Genomic DNA, 20727 nt, shown 5'->3' with positions numbered 1-20727 from the left:
GCGGCGCGGATACGATCCAGGGAATCGGACAGCGCTGTCCTTCGTCCCCGGCGTAAGGAGCGCACCGTGACCGACCAGCACGACCACGACGGCCCGGACGCCGCACTGCGGGCCGACATCCGCCGCCTCGGCACGCTGCTCGGGCAGACCCTCGCCCGGCAGGAGGGCCGCCCACTGCTCGACCTGGTCGAGGAGATCAGGGCACAGGTCCGCTCCGACGCCCCGGCCGCCGCGCAGCGCCTCGGCGGGCTGGACGTGACCACCGGCACGAAGCTCGCCCGCGCCTTCTCCACCTACTTCCACCTGGCCAACATCACCGAGCAGGTGCACCGGGCGCGCGACCTGCGCCGCCGCCGGGCGATCCAGGGCGGCTGGCTGGACCAGGCGGCCAAGATGATCGCCGAGCGCGGGGTGCCCGCCGAGGAGATCGCGGCGGCGGCCCGCCGGCTCGCGGTGCGCCCGGTCTTCACCGCCCACCCGACCGAGGCGGCCCGCCGGTCGATCCTGTCGAAGCTGCGCGCCGTCGCCGACGAGCTGGACGCCGAGACCGCCAACGCGATCCTCTACGGGGCCAGCGACGAGGGGCCGGCCAACCGACGCCTGGCCGAGCTGCTGGACCTGATGTGGCAGACCGACGAGCTGCGGCTCGACCGGCCGGACCCGACCGACGAGGCCCGCAACGCCATCTACTACCTGCGCGACCTGTACGCCGAGGCCGCGCCGCAGGTGCTCGAAGACCTCGCGGACACGCTGCGCACCCTCGGTGTGGAGACGTCCCCGACGGCCCGCCCGCTGACGTTCGGCACCTGGATCGGCGGCGACCGGGACGGCAACCCGTTCGTCACCCCGCAGGTGACCGGCGAGGTGCTGCGCATCCAGCACGAGCACGGCATCGCGGCCACCGAGGCGGCGATGGAGCACCTGATCAACGAGGTGTCCGTCTCCCGCCGGCTGCGCGGGGTGTCGCTGGACCTCTCCGCCAGCCTCGCCGCCGACCTGGACGCGCTGCCCGAGGTCGCCCCCCGGTTCCGCCGGGTCAACGCCGAGGAGCCGTACCGGCTGAAGGCCCGGTGCGTGAAGGCGAAGCTGGCCAACACCCGGGAGCGGCTGCGCCGGGGCACCCCGCACGTGCCGGGGCGCGACTACCGGGGCGCGGCCGAGCTGATCGCCGACCTGGAGCTGCTGCGCGCCTCGCTTGCCCGCAACGCCGGCCAGCTCACCGCCGTGGGCCGGCTCGCCACCACCATCCGTACGGTGTCCGCTTTCGGCCTGCATCTGGCGACGATGGACGTGCGGGAGCACGCCGAGAAGCACCACGAGGTGCTCACCCAGCTCTACGCGGCCGTCGGCGAGGTGTCCGACTACCCGTCGCTGACCCGCCTGGAGCGCACCAAGCTGCTCGCCGACGAGCTGACCGGCCGTCGCCCGCTGTCGACGCTGGACACGCCGCTGACCGAGAGCGCCCGCAAGACGTTCGACGTGTTCGCCACCATCCGCGAGGCGCAGGACCGGTTCGGCTCCGAGGTCATCGAGTCGTACATCATCTCGATGACTCTCGGCGTGGACGACGTGCTCGCGGCGGTGGTGCTGGCCCGCGAGGCCGGGCTGGTCGACGTGCACAGCGGCCGGGCCCGGATCGGCTTCGTGCCGCTGCTGGAGACCCCGGCCGAGCTGAACGCCGGCGGTGAGCTGCTGGACGAGTTGCTGTCGCTGCCCGCGTACCGGTCGCTCGTGGCGGCCCGGGGCGACGTGCAGGAGGTGATGCTGGGCTACTCCGACTCCAACAAGGAGGCGGGCATCACCACCAGCCAGTGGTCGATCCACCGGGCGCAGCGGGCACTGCGGGACGTGGCCGCCCGGCACGGGGTGCACCTGCGACTGTTCCACGGCCGGGGCGGCACCGTCGGGCGCGGCGGCGGCCCCACCCACGAGGCGATCCTGGCCCAGCCGTACGGCACCCTCGACGGCGCGATCAAGGTCACCGAGCAGGGTGAGGTCATCTCCGACAAGTACACGCTGCCGGCGCTGGCCCGGGAGAACCTGGAGCTGACCATGGCCGCCGTGCTCCAGGCGACCCTGCTGCACACCGCGCCCCGGCAGCCGGCCGAGATGCTGGAGCGCTGGGACGCGTCGATGGACGTGGTCTCCGACGCGGCGTTCCGGTCGTACCGGTCGCTGGTGGAAGACCCGGACCTGCCGGAGTACTTCTGGGCATCCACCCCCACCGAGTTGCTCGGCGCGCTGAACATCGGCTCCCGGCCGGCGAAGCGGCCCAACACCGGGGCCGGCCTGGGCGGGCTGCGGGCCATCCCGTGGGTGTTCGGCTGGACGCAGACCCGGCAGATCGTGCCCGGCTGGTTCGGTGTCGGCTCCGGGCTGGCCGCGGCGCGCGAGGCCGGACTGGCCGAGGTGCTGGCCGAGATGCACCGCAACTGGCACTTCTTCCGCACGTTCCTGTCGAACGTCGAGATGATGCTGACCAAGACCGACCTGAGCATCGCCCGCCGGTACGTGGAGACGCTCGTGCCGAAGAAGTTGCATCCGATCTTCGCGAAGATCGAGCAGGAGTACGAGCTGACCAAGCAGGAGGTGCTGGCGGTCACCGCCTCGCCGGCCCTGCTGGAGAACTCGCCGGTGCTCCAGCGCACCCTCGCGGTGCGCGACACCTACCTGGAGCCGCTGCACCACCTCCAGGTGGCGCTGCTGCGGCAGTACCGGGATTCCGGCGCGGCGGGCCGGGCGGTGGCCACGGCCCCGGGGGGCCGGCGCGCTCCGAGCGACGGGACGGCGCTGGAGCGGGCGCTGCTCACCACCGTCAACGGCATCGCCGCCGGTATGCGCAACACCGGCTGAGGTGTAGGGAGGGGCCCCTGCTAACGCATTCCGCATAGCAGGGGCCCCCTTTTCACATCCGTTGGAGGGTGGAGCGAAAGCGGGGCGGGGCCGCGAAGGAGGGCCCGACGTCAGAAGTCGCCGCCGCCGAAATCGCCAGCGCCGCCGAAATCGCCAGCGCCGCCGAAATCGCCGCCGCCGAAATCGCCAGCACCGCCGAGGTCACCGCCGCCGGAATCGCCAGCGCCGCCGAAATCGCCCGCCTGCTCGCCGCCGAAGCCCTCCTGGTAGCCGGCCTCGTAGCCGTACCCGGGGTCGGCGAACGCCGGGGAGAAGAGCGCGTCGGCGATCAGCATGCCGCCGAGCACGCCGGCGCCCGCGCCGAGTGCCGTCTTCCACCACGGGGTGGAGTACCAGCCCGCCGGCACAGGGCGGCCCTGGTACCGACCGCCGGGGTAGTAGTAGGGCGTGCCCTCGCCGGGTTGCGGGCCCGCCCGGACGATCTGCCCCTGCACGTTGACCTCGCGTTCCCGGGTGAGCTGACCGGTGCCCTCGGCGGAGGCCAGCGGCGGCAGCTCGGGGCCGGGGTCGATGCCGAGCGCGATCCGGGCTGCCCGGGCGTACGCCAGCCCCTCCAGGGCGGTTTCCCGGGCCAGCCGGTACTGGTGGACCGTCCGGGCCTGCTCCAGCTGGCTACCCGCCGCATTGTACCGCTCGCCGGCGTCGACCAGGGCCTGCCGCACGGCCGGGGAGTCGCCGTGCAGGTTCATCACCTGGCCGCCGAGGCGCTCGTACCAGCGTTGGGCGTCGGCGCGCACGTCAGCCAGGCTGCGCGCCTCGCGGGCCGCGCTCTCCCGACGCCACCAGACGAGACCGCCGACGAGCAGCGCCACGAAGATGACCGCGAGCAGAATTTCCATGCTCTGAAAGTACCCGGGGAGCGCCCGTCGTACGCGTTTGGCAAGCTCTGGTCATGAGCTTCTCGACGCTGGCCGTGGTGGTGTTCTGCCTCGTCACGGGTGGCGCGCTGGGCTGGTTCGCGGCCAGGTCCCGGTCGGCGGCCGACCTCGCCCGGCTGGAGGCCACCCTGGCCGCGACGCGGGAGGGCGAGGGGCGGCTGGAGCAGTCGATGCGGGCGCTGGGCTACGAGGCGACCGCGCAGTCGCAGGAGGCGGTGGCCCGGGCGGTGGCGCCGCTGCACGAGACGCTGCGCCGCTACGAGTCCCGGGTCGCCGAACTGGAGCACGCCCGCGTCGACGCGTACGCCGAGCTGCGCGAGCAGGTCCGGGCGATGAGCGCCGTCTCCGGCGAGCTGCGCACGGAAACCAAGCAGCTCGTGGCGGCGCTGCGCGCGCCGCAGGTGCGGGGCCGCTGGGGGGAGCACCAGCTACGCCGGATCGTCGAGGCCGCCGGCCTGCTGGAGCACTGCGACTTCAGCGAGCAGGTCACCGCCACAACCGATCACCAGGGGGTACGCCCCGACCTCGTGGTCCGGCTGCACGGGGGCCGCTCGGTGGTGGTGGACGCGAAGGCGCCCTTCGACGCGTACCTGACGGCGATGGAGGCCCGCGACGAGCGGGGCCGGGACACGCACCTCGACGCGCACGCGCGGCACCTGCGGGCGCACGTCGACGCGCTGGCCGCGAAGACCTACTGGGCGGCGTTCGACCAGACCCCGGAGTTCGTGGTGCTGTTCGTGCCGGCCGATCCGTTCCTCGACGTGGCGTTGCAGCGCGATCCGACGTTGCTGGAGCACGCGTTCGCCCGCAACGTGGTGCTGGCCACCCCGGCGACGCTGGTGGCGCTGCTGCGTACGGTGGCGTACTCGTGGCGGCAGGAAGCGCTGGCCCGCAACGCGGTGGCGGTGCACTCGCTGGCCCGCGAGCTGTACGGGCGGCTGTCCACGCTGGGCGATCACGTGGGCAAGCTCGGCGCGTCGCTGGGCGGGGCGGTGACCGCGTACAACCGGGCGGTCGGCTCGCTGGAGGCCCGGGTGCTGGTCAGCGCCCGTAAGCTCGCCGAGCTAGGCGTGTCGGACGAGAAGTTGCCCTCGCCAGCGCAGGTCGAGGTGGCCCCCCGGCAGCCGCAGGCCCCTGAGCTGCTCGGTGAGACCGCACGACCGTCCTGGGTGGACCCGCCGACTCCGTCCCGATAGCAGTACATGCGTGACAATGCGCGCCTGCGCAGGTCACGAAGTGGTCACAACGTACCGATCGGTAGTGACACCACGTACGCCCACCCCAAAGGATTTCGCTCACGCGTGCCCTGTGATTTCAGGGCCCTGTTCTCTGGAGGAAAAGAGAACGTGAGCAAACCCCGAAACCTGAGCCGGCGTACCTCTGCCGGGCTCTTCGCGTCGGTCATGGCGGCCGGTGCCATGACCGGCGCCGGCAGCACCGCGACCGCGAGCGCCGCCCCCGCGACCGAGTCGGAGGCTCCGCAGGCCACCGCCGTGGAGACCCTGGGCGCACACGATGCCAAGCTGCTGAGCGAGGCCGAGGCGAAGCACGCCAAGACCGTGACCCTGATCGTCGCCACCGACAAGGGCGAGGCGAAGGACGTCGCGGACGCGGTGCGGCAGCTCGGCGGCACGGTGAGCCGGCGCTTCGACTCCATCGGCTACGTCCTGGCGAAGGTCCCCACCGCGAAGGTGCTCAAGGCCGCCACGCTCCCCGGCGTCGCCGCGGTCGACCTCGACGAGACCATCCAGCTCCCCGACCCGGCCCCGGAGGCCGCGCCCGCCGGCACAAAGGCCGCCGCGCAGGGCGAGACGCTGGCCGGTCCGGGCAGCGACACCGGCGCGGTGAACCCGTACATGCCGACCAACGAGATCGGCGCGGAGGCGTTCAAGGCCGCCCACCCGGCGTGGGACGGACGCGGCGTCACCATCGGCATCATGGACTCCGGCGTGGACCTCGACCAGCCGGCGCTCCAGACCACCACCACCGGCGAGCGCAAGATCGTGGACTGGGTCACCGCCACGGACCCGCTGGAGGACGCCACCTGGCGCGCGATGATCACCGAGGTCACCGGCCCGAGCTTCACCGCGGGCGGCGCGACCTGGACGGCCCCGGCGGGCAGCTACCGGTTCACCACCTTCCGCGAGTCGATCACGGCCGGCAGCGACCCGGCCGGTGACGTCAACCGCGACGGCGACACCACCGACACCTTCGGCATCCTCTACAACGTCACGACGCACGACATCCGGGTCGACGCCAACTCCAACCGGGACTTCACCGACGACGAGGTGATGCGCCCGTACAAGGAGAAGTTCCAGGTCGGACACTTCGGCACGGACAACCCGGCCACCGCGGTCCGCGAGCAGATCCCGTTCGTCGTCGAGTACCGCGAGGACGTCGACACCGCACCGGTCGGCGGCCCCGGCCTGGTCGACTACGTCAACATCGGCATCATCGAGTCCACCCACGGCACGCACGTCGCCGGCATCACCGCCGCCAACGACATGCTGGGCAACAGCGCGTTCGACGGCGCGGCCCCCGGCGCGAAGCTCGTGTCGGCCCGGGCCTGCTCCTGGGGCGGCGGCTGCACCGCCGCGGCGCTCACCACCGGCATGGCCGACCTGGTGATCAACCGCAAGGTCGACGTGGTCAACATGTCGATCGGCGGCCTGCCGGCGCTCAACGACGGCTCGAACGCCCGCGCGCAGCTCTACAACGAGCTGATCAACACCTACGGCGTGCAGCTGTTCATCTCGGCCGGCAACTCCGGCCCCGGGTTGAACACCATCGGTGACCCGTCGGTGGCCGAAAACGTGGTCAGCGTCGCGGCGAGCATCAGCAAGGACACCTGGCTGGCGAACTACGGCGCGGTCGTCCGCAAGGACAACGCCCTGTTCAACTTCTCCTCGCGCGGCCCGCGTGAGGACGGCGGCTTCAAGCCGAACATCGCCGCCCCCGGCTCGGCGATCTCCACCGCGCCGACCTGGCAGGCCGGCAGCCCGGTCCCCGAGGCCGGCTACCCGCTGCCGCCGGGCTACCAGATGCTCAACGGCACCTCGATGGCCTCCCCGCAGGCCGCCGGCGCCGCCGCGCTGCTGCTGTCGGCCGCCAAGGCGACCGACAAGGGCGTCACCCCGGCCGCGCTGCGCCGGGCGATCTACACCTCGGCCAAGCCGATCGCGGGCGTCGCGACCTACGCGCAGGGCTACGGCATGTTCGACGTGCCGGGCGCCTGGGCGCTGCTGGACAAGGGCGTGCAGACCCGGTCGTACGTCTCCGACGCACCCGTCTGCACCGAACTGTCGGCGAACCTGACCCGGTACGACAAGGCCACCGGCGCCTTCGTGCCGAACCCGCACCGGGGCACCGGCGTCTACAACCGCTGCGCGGTGACGCAGGGCGGTCAGCCGCTGAAGAAGTCCAAGACGTACGAGGTGAAGGTCACCCGGACCAGCGGCCCGAACAAGAGCCTGCTGCACAACGTGACGCTGCGCGGCAACGACGGCACCTTCAGCACCAAGCAGCAGGTCTGGCTGCCGCTGAACAAGACCGTCACCATCGCGGTGAAGGCCAACCCGAAGACCGCCGGGGCACACGGCGCGCTCCTGCTGATCGACGACCCGGCCACCTCGGTGGTCGACTTCGAGGTCTCCACCGTCGTGGTGGCCGCCACCGACGTGGTGAAGCCGGCGTACTCCTTCTCGGCCGAGGGCTCGGTCGAGCGGAACAGCTCCACCTCGTACTTCGTGACGGTCCCGCCGGGCGCGGGCGCGATCCAGGTCAACCTGGCCGGCATCGCCACCAGCTCGCAGACCCGGTTCATCGCGATCAACCCGTACGGCGTTCCGGTGGAGAGCACCGCGAGCACCGCCTGCTACACCAACTTCTCCAACGCCGCCGCCTGCAAGCCGCAGGAGCGGGATTACCCGAGCCCGATCGCCGGGGTCTGGGAGTTCGAGGTGGAGTCGCGGCGCACCTCGCCCGCGCTGGACAACCCGTTCCAGCTCCAGGTGCGGGTGCAGGGCGTCACGGTCGAGCCGGCCGTGGTCGAGCTGCCGTCGGTCACCGCCGGCACCCCGACCGAGGTCACCTGGGGCCTGACCAACACCTTCGGCCCGGTCGCGGTGACCGGTCAGGGCAGCCCGCTGGCGAGCGTGCGCGCCGAGCGGCCGACGATCGGCGAGGGCGCGCAGCAGGAGTACCTGGTCGAGGTTCCGGCCGGCGCGGCCAGCTTCACGGCCCGCATCGGCAACACCGCGGACCTCGGCGCAGACCTGGACCTGTTCGTCTTCCGGGGTGCCACCGAGGTCGGCCGCGCAGCCGACGGCGACTCGGAGGAGGCGGTGACCCTGGCCAACCCGCCCGCCGGCACCTACCGCGTCCTGGTCGACGGGTACGCCGTCAACGGGCCGGGCACCAGCACCGCCTACGACTACCGGGACTCGTTCTCGGCGGCGTCGCTGGGCACGCTGTCCGCTGCGACCACCCCGCTCGCCCTGGCCAACGGTGCCACCGCTGCCCTCACCGGCACGGTGACCGCCCAGTCCGCCCCGGCCGCCGGTCGCGAGCTCTACGGCGATCTGGCCGTGACCACCACAGAGGGCGCGGTCGTCGGCCGCGGTTCGGTGGCGATCGGCGCGGTCAACTGACCCTCGCCGCCTGACCACTCCGCCTCACCACAGGAGCCCGTCCCCGCCTCGGCGGGGGCGGGCTCCTGCCGTCACCGGTCGGGACCGCCGGCACACGCGACCGACGCGCGGATGGGGCGTGGCACGCGGATGGGGCCCGGCACGCCCGGATGGGCGGCCGGGCCGGCGGCGGGACGATCCGCGCCTCAGGCGCGGCGGGCGGACTCCACGACGAACGGGATGCCCTGCTGGCACGTGGTGAGCATGTCGGGCTGCGCCCGGCCGGTGACCGTGACCTTCGCACCGGCGGCCAGCACGTCGGCGGGACCGCCGATGAGCTGGTAGCCGTCCAGCATGCGGCAACCCGGCTCCACGCCGGCCTCGACGGTGCCGGTGAGGGTGGTGGCGCCGACGCCCGGCGGGATGCTCGGGCGGCCCGCCGATGGGCGGCTCGGGGGCACCGAGGACGACGGGGCCGGCACCGTCGGGTCGACCGGACCGGTGCTGGACGCGTCGGTCACCGCGGATCCTCCCGAAGGGCTGGGGGCGGGGGTGGCGTCACCGGTGCCCTGGCCGCCGCAGGCGCTCAGGGCCGCGGAGGTAACCAGCGCGGCGACGATGATCCGAGTGGTCTTCATACCCGATCAGACGTTGCCCACCGGTGATCCGTTCCCCACCGGTCGGGCGCGGGCCGGTCGATCATGGGCGGGACGCGGCGGCGGCCTTCATGTCGCGCTTGAGTTCCTGCGGCAGCGAGAAGGTCAGCCGCTCGTTGGCGGTGACCACCTCGTCCACGTCGGTGAAGCCGCGCGCGGCGAGGTGCGCCAACACATCCTGGACCAGCTCGTCGGGAACGCTCGCCCCGGAGGTCAGGCCCACCGTGCCGGCCCCCTCCAGCCAGGCGTCGTCGATCTCGTGGGCGAAGTCGACGAGGTGGCCGGCACGGGCACCGGCGTCCAGGGCGACCTCGACCAGCCGGACGGAGTTCGAGGAGTTGCGCGAGCCGACGACGAGGACCACGTCGCACTCCGGGGCGATCTCCTTGACCACGTGCTGACGGTTGGAGGTGGCGTAGCAGATGTCGTCGCTGGGCGGCGACTGGAGCAGCGGCAGCCGGGACTTGAGCCGGGCCACGGTCTCCAGCGTCTCGTCGACCGACAGCGTGGTCTGGGAGAGCCAGACCACCTTGCTCGGGTCCCGCACGGTGACCTTGTCGGCGTCGTCGGGGCCGTCGACGAGCTGGATGTGCGCGGGGGCCTCACCGGCGGTGCCGATGACCTCCTCGTGCCCCTCGTGGCCGATCAGCAGGATGTCGTAGTCCTCGGCGGCGAACCGCTTGGCCTCCTGGTGCACCTTCGTCACCAACGGGCAGGTGGCGTCGATCGCCTTCAGTGAGCGGGCCCTCGCCTGCTCGTACACCTCGGGGGCGACGCCGTGGGCCGAGAAGATCACGGTCGCGCCCTCGGGCACCTCCTCGTTCTCCTCCACGAAGACCGCGCCCTTGGCCTCCAGGGTCCGCACCACGTGCTTGTTGTGCACGATCTGCTTGCGCACGTAGATCGGGGCGCCGTAGAGCCTGAGCGCCTCCTCGACGGTCTGCACCGCCCGGTCGACGCCCGCGCAGTAGCCGCGGGGCTTGGCCAGGAGCACGCGCTTGCCGGTCCGGGGAGTCGTCTCAGCCTGAGTCACCCGCCCATCGTACGTGCCGCCCCGAACCGCCCCCCGTTGATCAAGGGGTACGCGCCGGCGGGTGACGCGGCTCCCTCGATAGTCGGAGGGCGTCCGTAGGGTGAGGGCGTGAGTGCGGATGAGAGCGGCCGGAGCAGCTCCGACGAGCCGTGGCCGGTGCGGGTCGTCAGCCAGAAGGTGGGGGCCTGGATCGCCCGGCTCGGCTGGGTGTGGGTCGACGGGCAGGTGGCGCAGATCAGCCGGCGGCCCGGGGCCAGCACGGTGTTCCTCACCCTGCGCGACCCGTCGGCCGACCTGAGCCTCACCGTCACCACCAACCGGGACGTCCTCGACGCCGGCGCGCCCGAGCTACGCGAGGGCGCCCGGGTGGTGCTGCACGCCAAGCCCGAGTTCTACGCGGCCCGGGGCACGCTGAGCCTGCGCGCCGACGAGATCCGCCAGGTGGGGCTGGGCGAGCTGCTGGCCCGGCTGGAGAAGCTCAAGAAGCTGCTGGCCGCCGAGGGGCTGTTCGACCGGGCCCGCAAGCGACGGCTGCCGTTCCTGCCGGGCCGGGTCGGGCTGATCACCGGCCGCGCCTCCGCCGCCGAGCGGGACGTGCTGACCAACGCCCGCCGGCGCTGGCCGGCCGTGGAGTTCCGCACGGTCAACGTGGCCGTGCAGGGGCCGGGCGCGGTGCCGCAGATCGTCGACGCGCTGAAGGTGCTCGACGCCGACCCGACCGTCGACGTGATCGTCATCGCCCGGGGCGGCGGTGGCATAGAGGACCTGCTGCCCTTCTCCGACGAGGCGCTGTGCCGGGCGGTCTTCGCCTGCCGTACGCCGGTGGTCAGCGCCATCGGCCACGAGACGGACGCGCCGCTGGTCGACTACGTCGCCGACCTGCGGGCCTCCACCCCGACGGACGCCGCGAAGCGGATCGTTCCCGACCTGACCGAGGAGCTGCGCCTGATCCAGCAGGCCCGGCACCGGGTGGAGCGGGCGGTCCGCCACCTGGTCGACCGGGAGGCGAACCGCCTCGACGGGCTGCGGTCCCGGCCGGTGCTGGCCCGGCCGCAGGTGATGGTGGAGCAGCGGGTCGCCGACGTGACCGCGCTGCGCCAGCGGGCGGGGCGCACCCTGCAACACCGGCTCGGCGCGGCGGAGGACGAGCTGCGGCACACCCTGGCCCGGCTGCGCGCCCTGTCCCCCGCCGCGACCCTGGAGCGGGGCTACGCGATCGTCCAGCGCGCCGACGGCCACGTGGTGCGGGCGGCCGGCGAGGTGGGCGGGGGCGACCCGCTGCGGGTACGCCTCGCCGAGGGCGAGTTGGCCGTCACGGTCGACGGCTGAGCCGCGCGCGGCTCAGGGGCGGGATGTGCTGGGATGGGACAGATGACTGACGCGAAGAACGCCGGGCCGGACGAACGGCTCAGCTACGAGCAGGCCCGCGCCGAGCTGGCCACGGTGGTGGAACGGCTGGAGACCGGCGGCACCTCGCTGGAGGAGTCGCTGGCGCTGTGGGAACGCGGCGAGAAGCTGGCCGAGGTCTGCCAGCGCTGGCTCGACGGCGCGCGGGCCCGCATCGACGCGGCCCGGCGGCAGCCGGACGCCTGAGGCAGGGGCGCGGCTGCGGGGCGGTCACCGCCGCCCCGGCAGGCCGGCACCACCGTCAGTTGAACAGGTTGTACAGCTCGTTCGGGGCCTCGACGACCTGGTCGGCCGGCGGGCGCTGGGCGGCCGTCGCGGCACCGTAGTCGGCGTACGTGATCCGGATGTCCTGGGCCTTGTTCTGCCCGGACGCCGGGATCTGGATCACCAGCTCACTGAGCCGGGCCTGCGGGTCCAGCTTGGCCGTGAACGGCACCGACCGGGCCTGCTGCCCGAGCGCCTTGATCAGCTCGGCGTTCAGCGAACCGGCCTCGGCGGCCTTCGTCACGTCGATCGTGCCCGCGTACGCGCCCTCGCCGGTCTGCCGGACCTCGGTGACGCCCTGGGTCAGCACCTCGCTGCCGGCCGGGTCGACCTCCTCGAAGTCGAAGCCCAGGTTGCGGTTGCCCTTGATCCTGCTCTGGTCGAGGTGCTGGTACTTGCCGAGGTTGAGGCCCTGCACGCCGGGCAGCTTGGCCGCCTGGCCGCCGAGGTCGAGCTTGACCCAACTGTCCGGCTTGAGGTGCACCAGGTCCAGCTTCATCTGCACGTCCGAGGAGGCGTCGCCGATGGTCAGCTTCATCTCGGCGCTCTGGCTGGGCTCGTGCACCTGCCCCTCGGCGGTGGTGCCGACGCCGGTCATGGTGAACCGGAAGTTGCCGTTGCGGATCTCGTTCGTGGAGTTCAGCAGGGCCTGCTTGGCGTCGCCCGTGCCGGGCGAGGCGCTGCCCGCCGCCGCGCTGCCGGAGACCGTCGGGGACGCGGAGGCCCCCGCCTCGCCGGTCCCGGTGCCGCTGCAGGCGGCCAGACCAGGAGTGAGCAGCGTCATGGCGAAGAGCGCCGCGCTGAAGCGTCGAATGGTCACGTGAACCTCTCCAAGTGGGTCGTCCGGGCCGCGGGCGCCGGAGGGGACGTCACCTTTGTTCCCTGCCGCCGCGTTTCGCAATCCCTGTCCGGGCCACCCGACCCGCGCCCGCCGCACGGACGCCCGGCGGGAGGGCTGCGGATGCCGCCCTCCCGCCGGCGCCGGATCAGTTCTTGAACATCTCGTAGACCTGGTCGGAAGCCTCGACGACCCGGTCCGCCGGCGGCTGCTCCACGGCGGTGGCGGCACCGTAGTCGGCGTACGTGACCTTGAGGTCCTGCGCCTTGCTGGAACCAGCGGCCGGCACCTTGACGACGAACTCCGTGAGCCGGCCCTGCCCGTCGAGCTTCGCGGTGAACGGCACGGCCTTGGCCTTGCCGGCGAGGTCCTTGACGATCTCGACGTCGAGCACGTCCGAGCCGGTGGCCTTGGTCGCGTCGAGGGTGCCCTCGTACGTGCCCTCGCCGGTCTTCTTGACGTCGGTGATCGCCTTGGTCAGCGCCTCGCTGCCGGCCGGGTCGACGTCGGAGAAGTCGAACTGAAGGTCCTTGACGTCCTTGATCTTCGAGCGGTCGAGGTGCTGGTACTTGCCCTTGAGCGCCTTGACGCCGGGGACCGACTCGGCCATCGGGCCGGTGAACTCCATCTTCACCCAGCTGTCGGTGTCGATGAAGACGAGGTGCATGTTGATCGACAACTCCTCGGCGTCGGAGTCGCCACCGGTCATCTTCATCTCGGCGCTCTTCGACGGCATGTGCACCGTGCCGCTGCCGTTGAACTCACCGCCGGTCATGGCGAAGGTGAAGTTGCCCTTGCCGAGCTCCTTGGTGGAGGCGAGCAACGCCGCCTTGGGGTCGGCGGGCGCCGCCGGGGCGGTGGAAGCCCCACCGGCGGCCGGCTCGTCGGCCGCCGAGTTGTTGCAGGCGGTCAGGCCGGGGACGAAAAGGGCGGCGGCGAGGACGCCGACGCTCCACCGTCGAATGTTCACGTCGTTCTCTTTCTGAAAGGCTCCCCGGCCGTATCGCGCGACCGGGGTTGAGCCGGGGCAGCCTAACGGACGGGTCGGACGCTCGCGGCCCTCCGCCGGTCGGACGGCACCCGCACCGGACCCACGAACCACCGCACGTTGGTTGATGGCGCCGGTGCCGACCGTGCGGGCGACGTCGGCGATCGCCGTCAGCGACTTCCCGCGGAGTCGGTCACGAAGGCCGGTCGACGTGACTCTTCGTCACGCTCCTCCGACTCCACACCTAGCGGAGCGCGTCTGCGAGCCGGCGCAGCTCGTTCTCCCGGGCGTCCCCGACGACGATCACCGTGCGGCCCGGCTCGAGCAGCACCAGGGCCTGCTCGTTGCCCCGGGCGGTGTACCGCTGCCAGTTGCGCCCGCCCACCTCGGTGGGGCCCTGGGGCTGCCCCTCGGCGGTCAGCTCTGCGGGCAGCAGCCGCTCCGGCGGTACGTTGCTCTGCACCAACTGGGCCCCCCGCCCCTCCGGGGTGAGGTAGCCGATCCGCAGGTTGGATCCGCCCTCGACGACGCGGTAGCTCGCGCTTACCGTCTTCCAGCCGGCGCCGAGCCCGGTCGGCTGGCTCACCGGGAACACGTTGGCCGCCCGGGCCTGCTCCAGGGCGGGGGCCGGGTCGACCGTGCTCGGCTGGTCACCGCCGAGGAAGCCCCGGTAGAAGGCGAGCAGCAGGGCGATCGGAACGAGCAGCACCAGTAGGGAGATCGCCATGTCCTTCGGCGACCGCTCCGACCGGGCCTTCTCCCGGCCCGACGAAGCCGCCTGCGGGGCCGGCGGGAGCGTCTCCCGGCCCGGCGGGGTCGGCGTCGACGGGGTCGACCGGGTCGGGGGTGCCGGGGTCGGCTCGGCGGGACGGGGGTCGGCGGGCTGTGCGGGATCCACCCCTGCATTGTTCCAGCCCCGGGTCGCCGCCGACCGAACCGCCACCGCCGGGTGACCGGGGTGACCTGTCCCACCGCCCGGTTGCCGGGAAGCTGGCCACCAGCGCCCCGGCCCGACGATAGGTTGACGATCGTGTGAGGATCAGCGACAAAGCCGGCGGCGGCGACGGCCACGTTCGCCGGTCCACCCCGCAACGTCGCGAGGAGGAAGCCGTCATGACGAGCGCCAGGACGCGTACCCCCCAGAATCTCGACCGCAACCTCGCCCTCGACCTGGTCCGGGTCACCGAGGCCGCGGCGATGGCCGCCGGCCGTTGGGTCGGTCGCGGCGACAAGGAGGGCGGCGACGGAGCAGCAGTCGACGCCATGCGCAAGCTGATCAACTCGATCCCGATGCGGGGCGTCGTGGTGATCGGCGAGGGCGAGAAGGACAACGCGCCGATGCTCTTCAACGGCGAGGAGGTCGGCGACGGCTCCGGCCCCGAGGTGGACGTCGCGGTCGACCCGATCGACGGCACCACGCTGATGAGCAAGGGCATGCCGAACGCGCTCGCCGTCCTCGCGGTGGCCGAGCGGGGGGCGATGTTCGACCCGAGCGCCGTGTTCTACATGGAGAAGCTGGCCGTCGGCCAGACCTACGCCGACGTGGTCGACATCAACGCCGGAGTCGCCGACAACCTGCGCCGGATCGCCAAGGTCAAGGGCACCGACGTGTCCGAGGTCACCGTCTGCGTGCTCGACCGGTCCCGCCACGACGACCTGATCACCCAAATCCGGCGGGCGGGAGCGGGCATCCGGTTCATCTCCGACGGCGACATCGCGGGCGCGATCGCCGCCGCCCGGAGCGAGTCGGACGTCGACGTGCTGATGGGCATCGGCGGCACCCCGGAGGGGATCACCGCCGCCTGCGCCCTCAAGTGCATGGGCGGGGTGATGCAGGCCAAGCTCTGGCCGCGCGACGCGCAGGAGCGGGAGAAGGCGCTCGCCGCCGGGCACGACCTGGACCGCGTGCTCACCACCGACGACCTGGTCACCGGCGACAACTGCTTCTTCGTGGCGACCGGGGTCACCTCCGGCGACCTGCTACGCGGCGTGAGCTACCGGGCCGGCGGGGCATACACCCAGTCGATCGTCATGCGCTCGAAGAGCGGCACGATCCGGGTGATCGACTCGTACCACCGGCTGGAGAAGCTCGCGCTGTACTCGGCCGTCGACTTCGACGGCCGTCCCCTCGCCGAACAGGAGTGACCGCCACCGGGACCGCGCCCCCGCCGACCCTGCCGACCGCCCGCCGGATCACGGGCGTCGGGCTGGCCACCGCTTCCGGGGTCGCCGTGGCCGTACAGTCCCGAATCAACGGCGAGCTGGGCGTACGGCTGGCCGACGGGATCGCCGCCGCGGTGATCTCGTTCGGCCTCGGCCTGCTGGTGCTGCTGGTGCTGGTTGCGGCCACCCCAGATGGGCAGCGGGGCCTGGCGGCGCTGCGGGCGGCGCTGGCCGGCGGGTCGCTGCGGCCGTGGCAGTGCCTCGGCGGCGCCTGCGGGGCGCTCTTCGTGGCCGCTCAGGGGCTGACCATCGGCACGCTCGGCGTCGCCGTGTTCACCGTGGCGGCGGTCGCCGGGCAGTCCGGCAGCAGTCTGCTGGTCGACCGGGCCGGGCTCGGCCCCGCCGGCCGGCAGGCGGTCACCCCGAGCCGCCTGGTCGGCGCGGCGCTGACCGTGCTGGCCGTGCTGCTGGCGGTCGGCGACCGGCTCGGCGACCCGGGCGCGCTGGGTCTGGCGCTGCTGCCGCTGCTGGCCGGGGTGGGCGTCGCCTGGCAGCAGGCCGTCAACGGCCGGGTCCGGGTGGCCACCGGCAGCGCCCTGGCAGCGACGCTGGTCAACTTCGCCGTCGGCACCGTGGCGCTGCTCGCCGCGTTCGTGGTGGACGTGGCCGTGCGGGGCCACCCGGACGGGAGCCTCCCGGCCGAGCCCTGGCTCTACCTGGGCGGGCCGATCGGCATCGTCTTCATCGCGGTCGCCGTCGCCGTCGTGCGGTTCACCGGGGTGCTGCTGCTCGGCCTGGCCACCATCGCCGGGCAGGTCGTGGGTGCGGCCCTGCTGGACGTGGTGCTGCCGACCACGGCCTCGCACCCGGGGGTGAACACGTTGCTGGGTGCCGCGCTCACCCTGGTCGCCGTGCTGCTCGCCGCCCTCGGCCCGGCGTGGCGACGGCAAGGAAGGACCCCTTCTTAACGCCTACGGTAGAGCGGGGTTCCCCTCTCACCACCCGCGGCGGCTCCCACCACCCCGGCGGCTCCCACCACCCCGGCGGCTCCCACCACCCCGGCGGCTCCCACCGCCCCGGCGGCTCCCACCGCCCCGGCGGCTCTCAGTGCTTTCGGCGTGGGCCGCCGCTTCCCGCGCCGGTCGCCGGGGCGGCGTCGCGCAGGGCGGCGACGGTCTGCGCGAGCGCGCGGTCCAGCGGGGTCGGCTCGACGCCGAGGATCTCGGTGGCCGAGGTCGAGTCCATCAGGAACGGGCGGTCGAACTGGTACGCCGTCTCCCGCAGCTCCCGCGCGAACGGGTTGACCAGTCCGGCCAGCCACAGCCCGGGGTACGGCAGCCGGATGAGCCTCGGGGCGGGGGCGCCGGCCAGGGCGGCGGCCCGAGTGGCCAACTCCCGCGCGGAGACCGCGGGCGGGCTGGGCACGTGCCAGGCCCGGCCCCAGGCGCGCTCGGCGGCGGCGGCCACCACGAGGGTACGCGCGACGTCGTCGACGTACGTCCAGGTGTGCGGGGCGTCGAAGTCGACGGGCAGGACCGCCCGCCGGCCGGCGAGCACCGGGGGCAGCAGCAGCATCGGCAGCGACGTCGTGCCGGCGCCGAGGTAGTCGGAGCCACGTACCTCGGTCACCCGGGCCTGCCCCGCCCGGTGGGCGGCCAGCGCCTCGGCCCACATCCGGTTGCGGACCCGCCCCTTCGTGCCGGCCGCCGCCGGCGGGGTGGCCTCGGTCATCGGCCCGTCGACCGGCCCGTACCCGTAGAGGTTGCCGACCGTGGCGAGCACGGCCCCGGTGCGCCCGGCGGCGGTGAGCAGCGCGGCGGCCAGCGGCGGCCAGTCCCTCGCCCAGCGGTGGTATGCCGGGTTGGCGCAGTTGTAGACGGCGACTGCGCCATCGGCGAGCGCGGCGAGCCGGTCCGGGTCGGCGGCGTCGGCGGCGACCCGCTCGACGGCCGGGTGATCCGGGCCGGTGCCGCGCCGGGTGACCACCCGGACCCGCTCGCCGGCGGCAGCCAGGCGGTAGGCGGTGGCGGTGCCGACGGGTCCGGCGCCGACGATCACATGCAGCGACATCACAGGTCACCCTTCGAATCGGGGGTACGAATAGAGAGCACCGCTCTCTGCATTCCGCACCCAGCATGATGCTGGGAGCCGCCCCCGTCAAGAGCGGTGCTCACTGTTTTGATCCACGCTCTCTGCTGTGGCAGAGTGGTGGCATGTCCGCCTCCTCGATTCGCGCCCGGGTGCGCGCCGAGATGCTCGACGAGATCAAGGCCGTCGCGCGCCGCCACCTCGCCACCGACGGCGCCAACCTCAGCCTGCGGGCGGTCGCCCGGGACATGGGAATGGTCTCCTCGGCCCTGTACCGCTACTACCCGAGCCGGGACGACCTGCTCACCGCGCTGATCATCGAGGCGTACGACGCGCTGGGAGCGGCCGTGGAGACGGCCGACGCGGGCGCGGACCAGCTCGACCCGCGCGGGCGCTGGCACGCCGTCTGCCGGGCGGCCCGGGACTGGGCCCTGGCCCACCCCGCCGAGTACGCCCTGCTCTACGGCAGCCCGGTTCCCGGGTACGCCGCCCCGGACGACACCCTCGGGCCGGCGCTGCGCCCGCCGGTCGTCCTGATCGGCATCCTCCGCGACGGCCTGGCCGCCGGGCGGGTCACCGCCCCCGACCCCGAGGAGTTGCCCGAGCCGCTGCGGGCCGACCTCGCGGAGATCGCCGCCGCCATCGCGCCAGGCCTGCCCGAGGCGCTGCTCGCCCGGGTCATGGCCGGCTGGACCCAACTCTTCGGGCTGATCAGTTTCGAGCTCTTCGGCCGGATCAAGCGCACGCTCCCGCACCGGGCCGAATACTTCGACCACCAGACCACCCTGATGGCCGACCTCATCGGCCTCCCCCGCTAAACCACCCCGCTCACCCCCGCCCCCGCCGCTCCCCGCTCCCGCTCCCGCTCCCGCGATCTTGCAGTTGCGGCCCCCGATTCGCCCGCTACGCCGCTTTTGACGGGGCCCAAAGTGCAAGATCGGCGCGGGGAGGGGGAGGGGAGGGGGAGGGAGGGGGAGAAAAGGGGGGTGGGGGGTGGGGGTGGGTCAGGGGGTGTCGGAGGAGTGGCCCGGGAAGAGGTGGGCCGACGGGTCGATCGCGACGGCGGCGTTGTTGACCGCCGTGGCGGCCTCCCCGAAGCCCGTGGCGATCAGCCGGACCTTACCCGGGTACTCGGTGATGTCTCCGGCGGCGAAGACCCGGGGCAGGTTCGTCGCCATCGCGCTGTCCACCACGATGTGCCGGCGGTCCAGCCGCAGTCCCCACTCGGCGATCGGGCCGAGGTCGGCGGTGAAGCCGAGGGCCGCCACCACCGTGTCCACGGGCAGCGTCTCGGGCGGCGCGCCCTTGACGGTGATCTCCGCGCCGGTCACCGCACTGTCGCCGTGCAGGCGGGTGACCTCGGCGTTGACGACGATCCGGACGGACGACCGCTGCACCCGGGCGACGGTGGCGGCGTGCGCGCGGAACCGTTCCCGCCGGTGCACCAGGGTCACCGAGCGGGCCAACGGTTGCAGCGCCAGCGCCCAGTCGAAGGCGGAGTCGCCACCGCCGACGATCAGCACGTCCCGGTCAGCCAGCGCGGTCGGCTCCGGCACGAAGTAGACGATCCCCGTGCCGGTGAAACTGTCGGCCACCGGCAGCGGGCGCGGCGTGAAGCTGCCCAGGCCACCGGTGATGATCACGGCGCCGCAGACGAGCTGCTCGCCACCGGCGAGGCCGAGCACGGGCTTCCCATCGACGTGCGACAGCTTCTCGGCCCGGGTACCGAGTAGGTACCGCGGATGGAACGGCGCGGCCTGGGCGACCAGGTTGGCCACCAGGTCGCGCCCCTTGACGGCCGGGAACCCGGCCACGTCGAGGATCAGCTTCTCCGGGTACATCGCGGTGATCTGGCCACCGGCCTCGGGCAGCGCGTCGACCACCGCGACGGAGAGCCCCCGGAACCCGGCGTAGTACGCGGCGAACAGCCCGGTCGGACCCGCACCGACCACTGCGACATCGACCTCGGGCATGGCGCACCGTCGCTTTCCGCTCGCAGATCAACGCGTGCTGATGCCGACCGTAGGCGCGCGCCAGGGCGGGATCAAGCACCGTCCCACGTCGGGCGTGGGCCGGGCGCGGCTCGGCGACGGGTGAAAGGGGTGCCCTTCTCTACCGCAGGCGTTAACAGGGGCCCCTCCTTACACCTGCAACGAGGGGGAGTCCATGTCGTACGGGTCCTCCTCGGTCCGGCGTCGCCGGAAGAGAATCGCGGCGACCACTCCCCCGACCAGCCCAAACAGGTGCCCCTGCCAGGAGATCCGCTCGTCGGTGGGGAGGATGCCGAGTAGTTGCCAACCGTAGAGCAGGCCGACCAGCAGCACGACCCCGAAGTTCCACCAGCTCCGCTCGACCACGCCTCGGGTGAGCAGGACACCGAGGTAGCCGAAGATGACGCCGCTGGCGCCGACCACGACCGAGTTCGGTGAGCCGGTGAACCAGACGCCCAGCCCGCTGACCAGCACGATGACCAGGGTGGACCACAGGAACCGCCGGAAGCCGGCGGCGAGCACGAACGTGCCGAGCAGGATCAGCGGCACGCTGTTGCTGTAGAGGTGGTTGAAGTCGGCGTGCAGGAACGGCGAGAAGATCACTCCGTCCAGCCCGTCGATGTGGCGGGGGACGATGCCGCCGGCCAGGTCGAAGTCGATGCCGAGACCGACGTCGAGAGCCTCGACCAGGAAGAGCACCGGCACGACGGCGCACATGGCGACGAAGGCGCGGCCGATCGAGGCGTAGAAGGCCTCGGTGCCGAAGCGCCGCGGGTCGCCGCCCGCGCGGCCGTCGTGCAGGGTCATGCCCAAACAGCTATCAGCATTCCCGCCCGACCGCCACTCGGGAGGCGGAGTCAGTGCGGAAACGGTGACGGCG

Annotated in this window: 17 protein-coding genes; 8 read left to right on the top strand and 9 right to left on the bottom strand. The window is 72.9% G+C overall.

The window, feature by feature from the left end:
- Positions 1–66: 66 nt before the first annotated feature.
- Positions 67–2853, top strand: a complete 2787-nt coding sequence (gene ppc / locus MCAG_RS19240; protein ID WP_007074654.1) for a phosphoenolpyruvate carboxylase — start codon at positions 67–69, stop codon at positions 2851–2853.
- Between the two features lie 110 nt (positions 2854–2963).
- Here the strand turns inward: ppc and MCAG_RS19235 are convergent, their stop codons facing one another.
- Entirely contained in the window at positions 2964–3752 is a 789-nt protein-coding gene (locus MCAG_RS19235) for a hypothetical protein (protein ID WP_007074653.1), read from the bottom strand.
- 53 nt (positions 3753–3805) lie between these two features.
- Here MCAG_RS19235 and MCAG_RS19230 point away from each other — a divergent pair, with 53 nt between their 5' ends.
- Both MCAG_RS19230 and MCAG_RS19225 read left to right on the top strand, forming a co-directional pair.
- A complete protein-coding gene (locus MCAG_RS19230; RefSeq protein ID WP_007074652.1) occupies positions 3806–4987 on the top strand; it encodes a DNA recombination protein RmuC in 1182 nt (393 codons plus the stop codon).
- A 150-nt stretch (positions 4988–5137) separates the two neighbouring features.
- Complete coding sequence (locus tag MCAG_RS19225) at positions 5138–8440, top strand: S8 family serine peptidase (protein ID WP_036374261.1); 3303 nt, start codon at positions 5138–5140, stop codon at positions 8438–8440.
- A gap of 185 nt (positions 8441–8625) precedes the next feature.
- On the opposite strand, the gene MCAG_RS19220 is transcribed toward MCAG_RS19225, so the two are convergent.
- Positions 8626–9057: a hypothetical protein gene (locus tag MCAG_RS19220; RefSeq protein WP_007074650.1), complete on the bottom strand. Its 432-nt coding sequence runs from the start codon at positions 9055–9057 to the stop codon at positions 8626–8628.
- A 61-nt stretch (positions 9058–9118) separates the two neighbouring features.
- Positions 9119–10108, bottom strand: coding sequence for a 4-hydroxy-3-methylbut-2-enyl diphosphate reductase (locus tag MCAG_RS19215; RefSeq protein ID WP_007074649.1), 990 nt, complete (start codon positions 10106–10108; stop codon positions 9119–9121).
- 108 nt (positions 10109–10216) lie between these two features.
- Here MCAG_RS19215 and xseA point away from each other — a divergent pair, with 108 nt between their 5' ends.
- Both xseA and MCAG_RS19205 read left to right on the top strand, forming a co-directional pair.
- A complete protein-coding gene (gene xseA / locus MCAG_RS19210; protein ID WP_007074648.1) occupies positions 10217–11437 on the top strand; it encodes an exodeoxyribonuclease VII large subunit in 1221 nt (406 codons plus the stop codon).
- Between the two features lie 42 nt (positions 11438–11479).
- Positions 11480–11701: an exodeoxyribonuclease VII small subunit gene (locus MCAG_RS19205; RefSeq protein WP_007074647.1), complete on the top strand. Its 222-nt coding sequence runs from the start codon at positions 11480–11482 to the stop codon at positions 11699–11701.
- A gap of 55 nt (positions 11702–11756) precedes the next feature.
- Here MCAG_RS19205 and MCAG_RS19200 read toward each other — a convergent pair whose 3' ends face one another.
- The 3 genes from MCAG_RS19200 to MCAG_RS19190 all read right to left on the bottom strand — a co-directional run bounded on the left by MCAG_RS19200 (position 11757) and on the right by MCAG_RS19190 (position 14503).
- Positions 11757–12599 carry a hypothetical protein gene (locus MCAG_RS19200; protein WP_036374256.1) on the bottom strand — a complete coding sequence of 281 codons (843 nt, stop codon included), beginning with the start codon at positions 12597–12599 and terminating at the stop codon, positions 11757–11759.
- Positions 12600–12765: 166 nt separating this feature from the next.
- Entirely contained in the window at positions 12766–13587 is an 822-nt protein-coding gene (locus MCAG_RS19195; protein WP_157548133.1) for a hypothetical protein, read from the bottom strand.
- Positions 13588–13849: 262 nt separating this feature from the next.
- Positions 13850–14503 carry a DUF4245 domain-containing protein gene (locus tag MCAG_RS19190; protein ID WP_036374253.1) on the bottom strand — a complete coding sequence of 218 codons (654 nt, stop codon included), beginning with the start codon at positions 14501–14503 and terminating at the stop codon, positions 13850–13852.
- A 215-nt stretch (positions 14504–14718) separates the two neighbouring features.
- Between MCAG_RS19190 and glpX the strand changes: the two genes are divergently transcribed.
- Together glpX and MCAG_RS19180 are read left to right on the top strand one after the other, a co-directional pair.
- Entirely contained in the window at positions 14719–15750 is a 1032-nt protein-coding gene (gene glpX / locus MCAG_RS19185) for a class II fructose-bisphosphatase (protein ID WP_007074643.1), read from the top strand.
- Positions 15747–16736: a DMT family transporter gene (locus MCAG_RS19180; protein ID WP_036374250.1), complete on the top strand. Its 990-nt coding sequence runs from the start codon at positions 15747–15749 to the stop codon at positions 16734–16736. Before glpX ends, MCAG_RS19180 begins: the two co-directional genes overlap by 4 nt.
- A 136-nt stretch (positions 16737–16872) precedes the next feature.
- Here the strand turns inward: MCAG_RS19180 and MCAG_RS19175 are convergent, their stop codons facing one another.
- Positions 16873–17838, bottom strand: coding sequence for an NAD-dependent epimerase/dehydratase family protein (locus MCAG_RS19175; protein WP_036374247.1), 966 nt, complete (start codon positions 17836–17838; stop codon positions 16873–16875).
- Positions 17839–17981: 143 nt separating this feature from the next.
- Between MCAG_RS19175 and MCAG_RS19170 the strand changes: the two genes are divergently transcribed.
- Positions 17982–18674, top strand: a complete 693-nt coding sequence (locus MCAG_RS19170) for a TetR/AcrR family transcriptional regulator (RefSeq protein ID WP_007074640.1) — start codon at positions 17982–17984, stop codon at positions 18672–18674.
- A gap of 186 nt (positions 18675–18860) precedes the next feature.
- Here the strand turns inward: MCAG_RS19170 and MCAG_RS19165 are convergent, their stop codons facing one another.
- A complete protein-coding gene (locus MCAG_RS19165; RefSeq protein WP_007074639.1) occupies positions 18861–19829 on the bottom strand; it encodes an NAD(P)/FAD-dependent oxidoreductase in 969 nt (322 codons plus the stop codon).
- Positions 19830–19997: 168 nt separating this feature from the next.
- Positions 19998–20654 (bottom strand): rhomboid family intramembrane serine protease, encoded by a 657-nt coding sequence (locus MCAG_RS19160; protein ID WP_007074638.1) that lies wholly within the window; start codon positions 20652–20654, stop codon positions 19998–20000.
- Positions 20655–20727: the final 73 nt, after the last annotated feature.

Source organism: Micromonospora sp. ATCC 39149, assembly GCF_000158815.1.
Classification (GTDB): domain Bacteria; phylum Actinomycetota; class Actinomycetes; order Mycobacteriales; family Micromonosporaceae; genus Micromonospora.
This window is presented reverse-complemented; position numbering and strand designations above follow the sequence as displayed.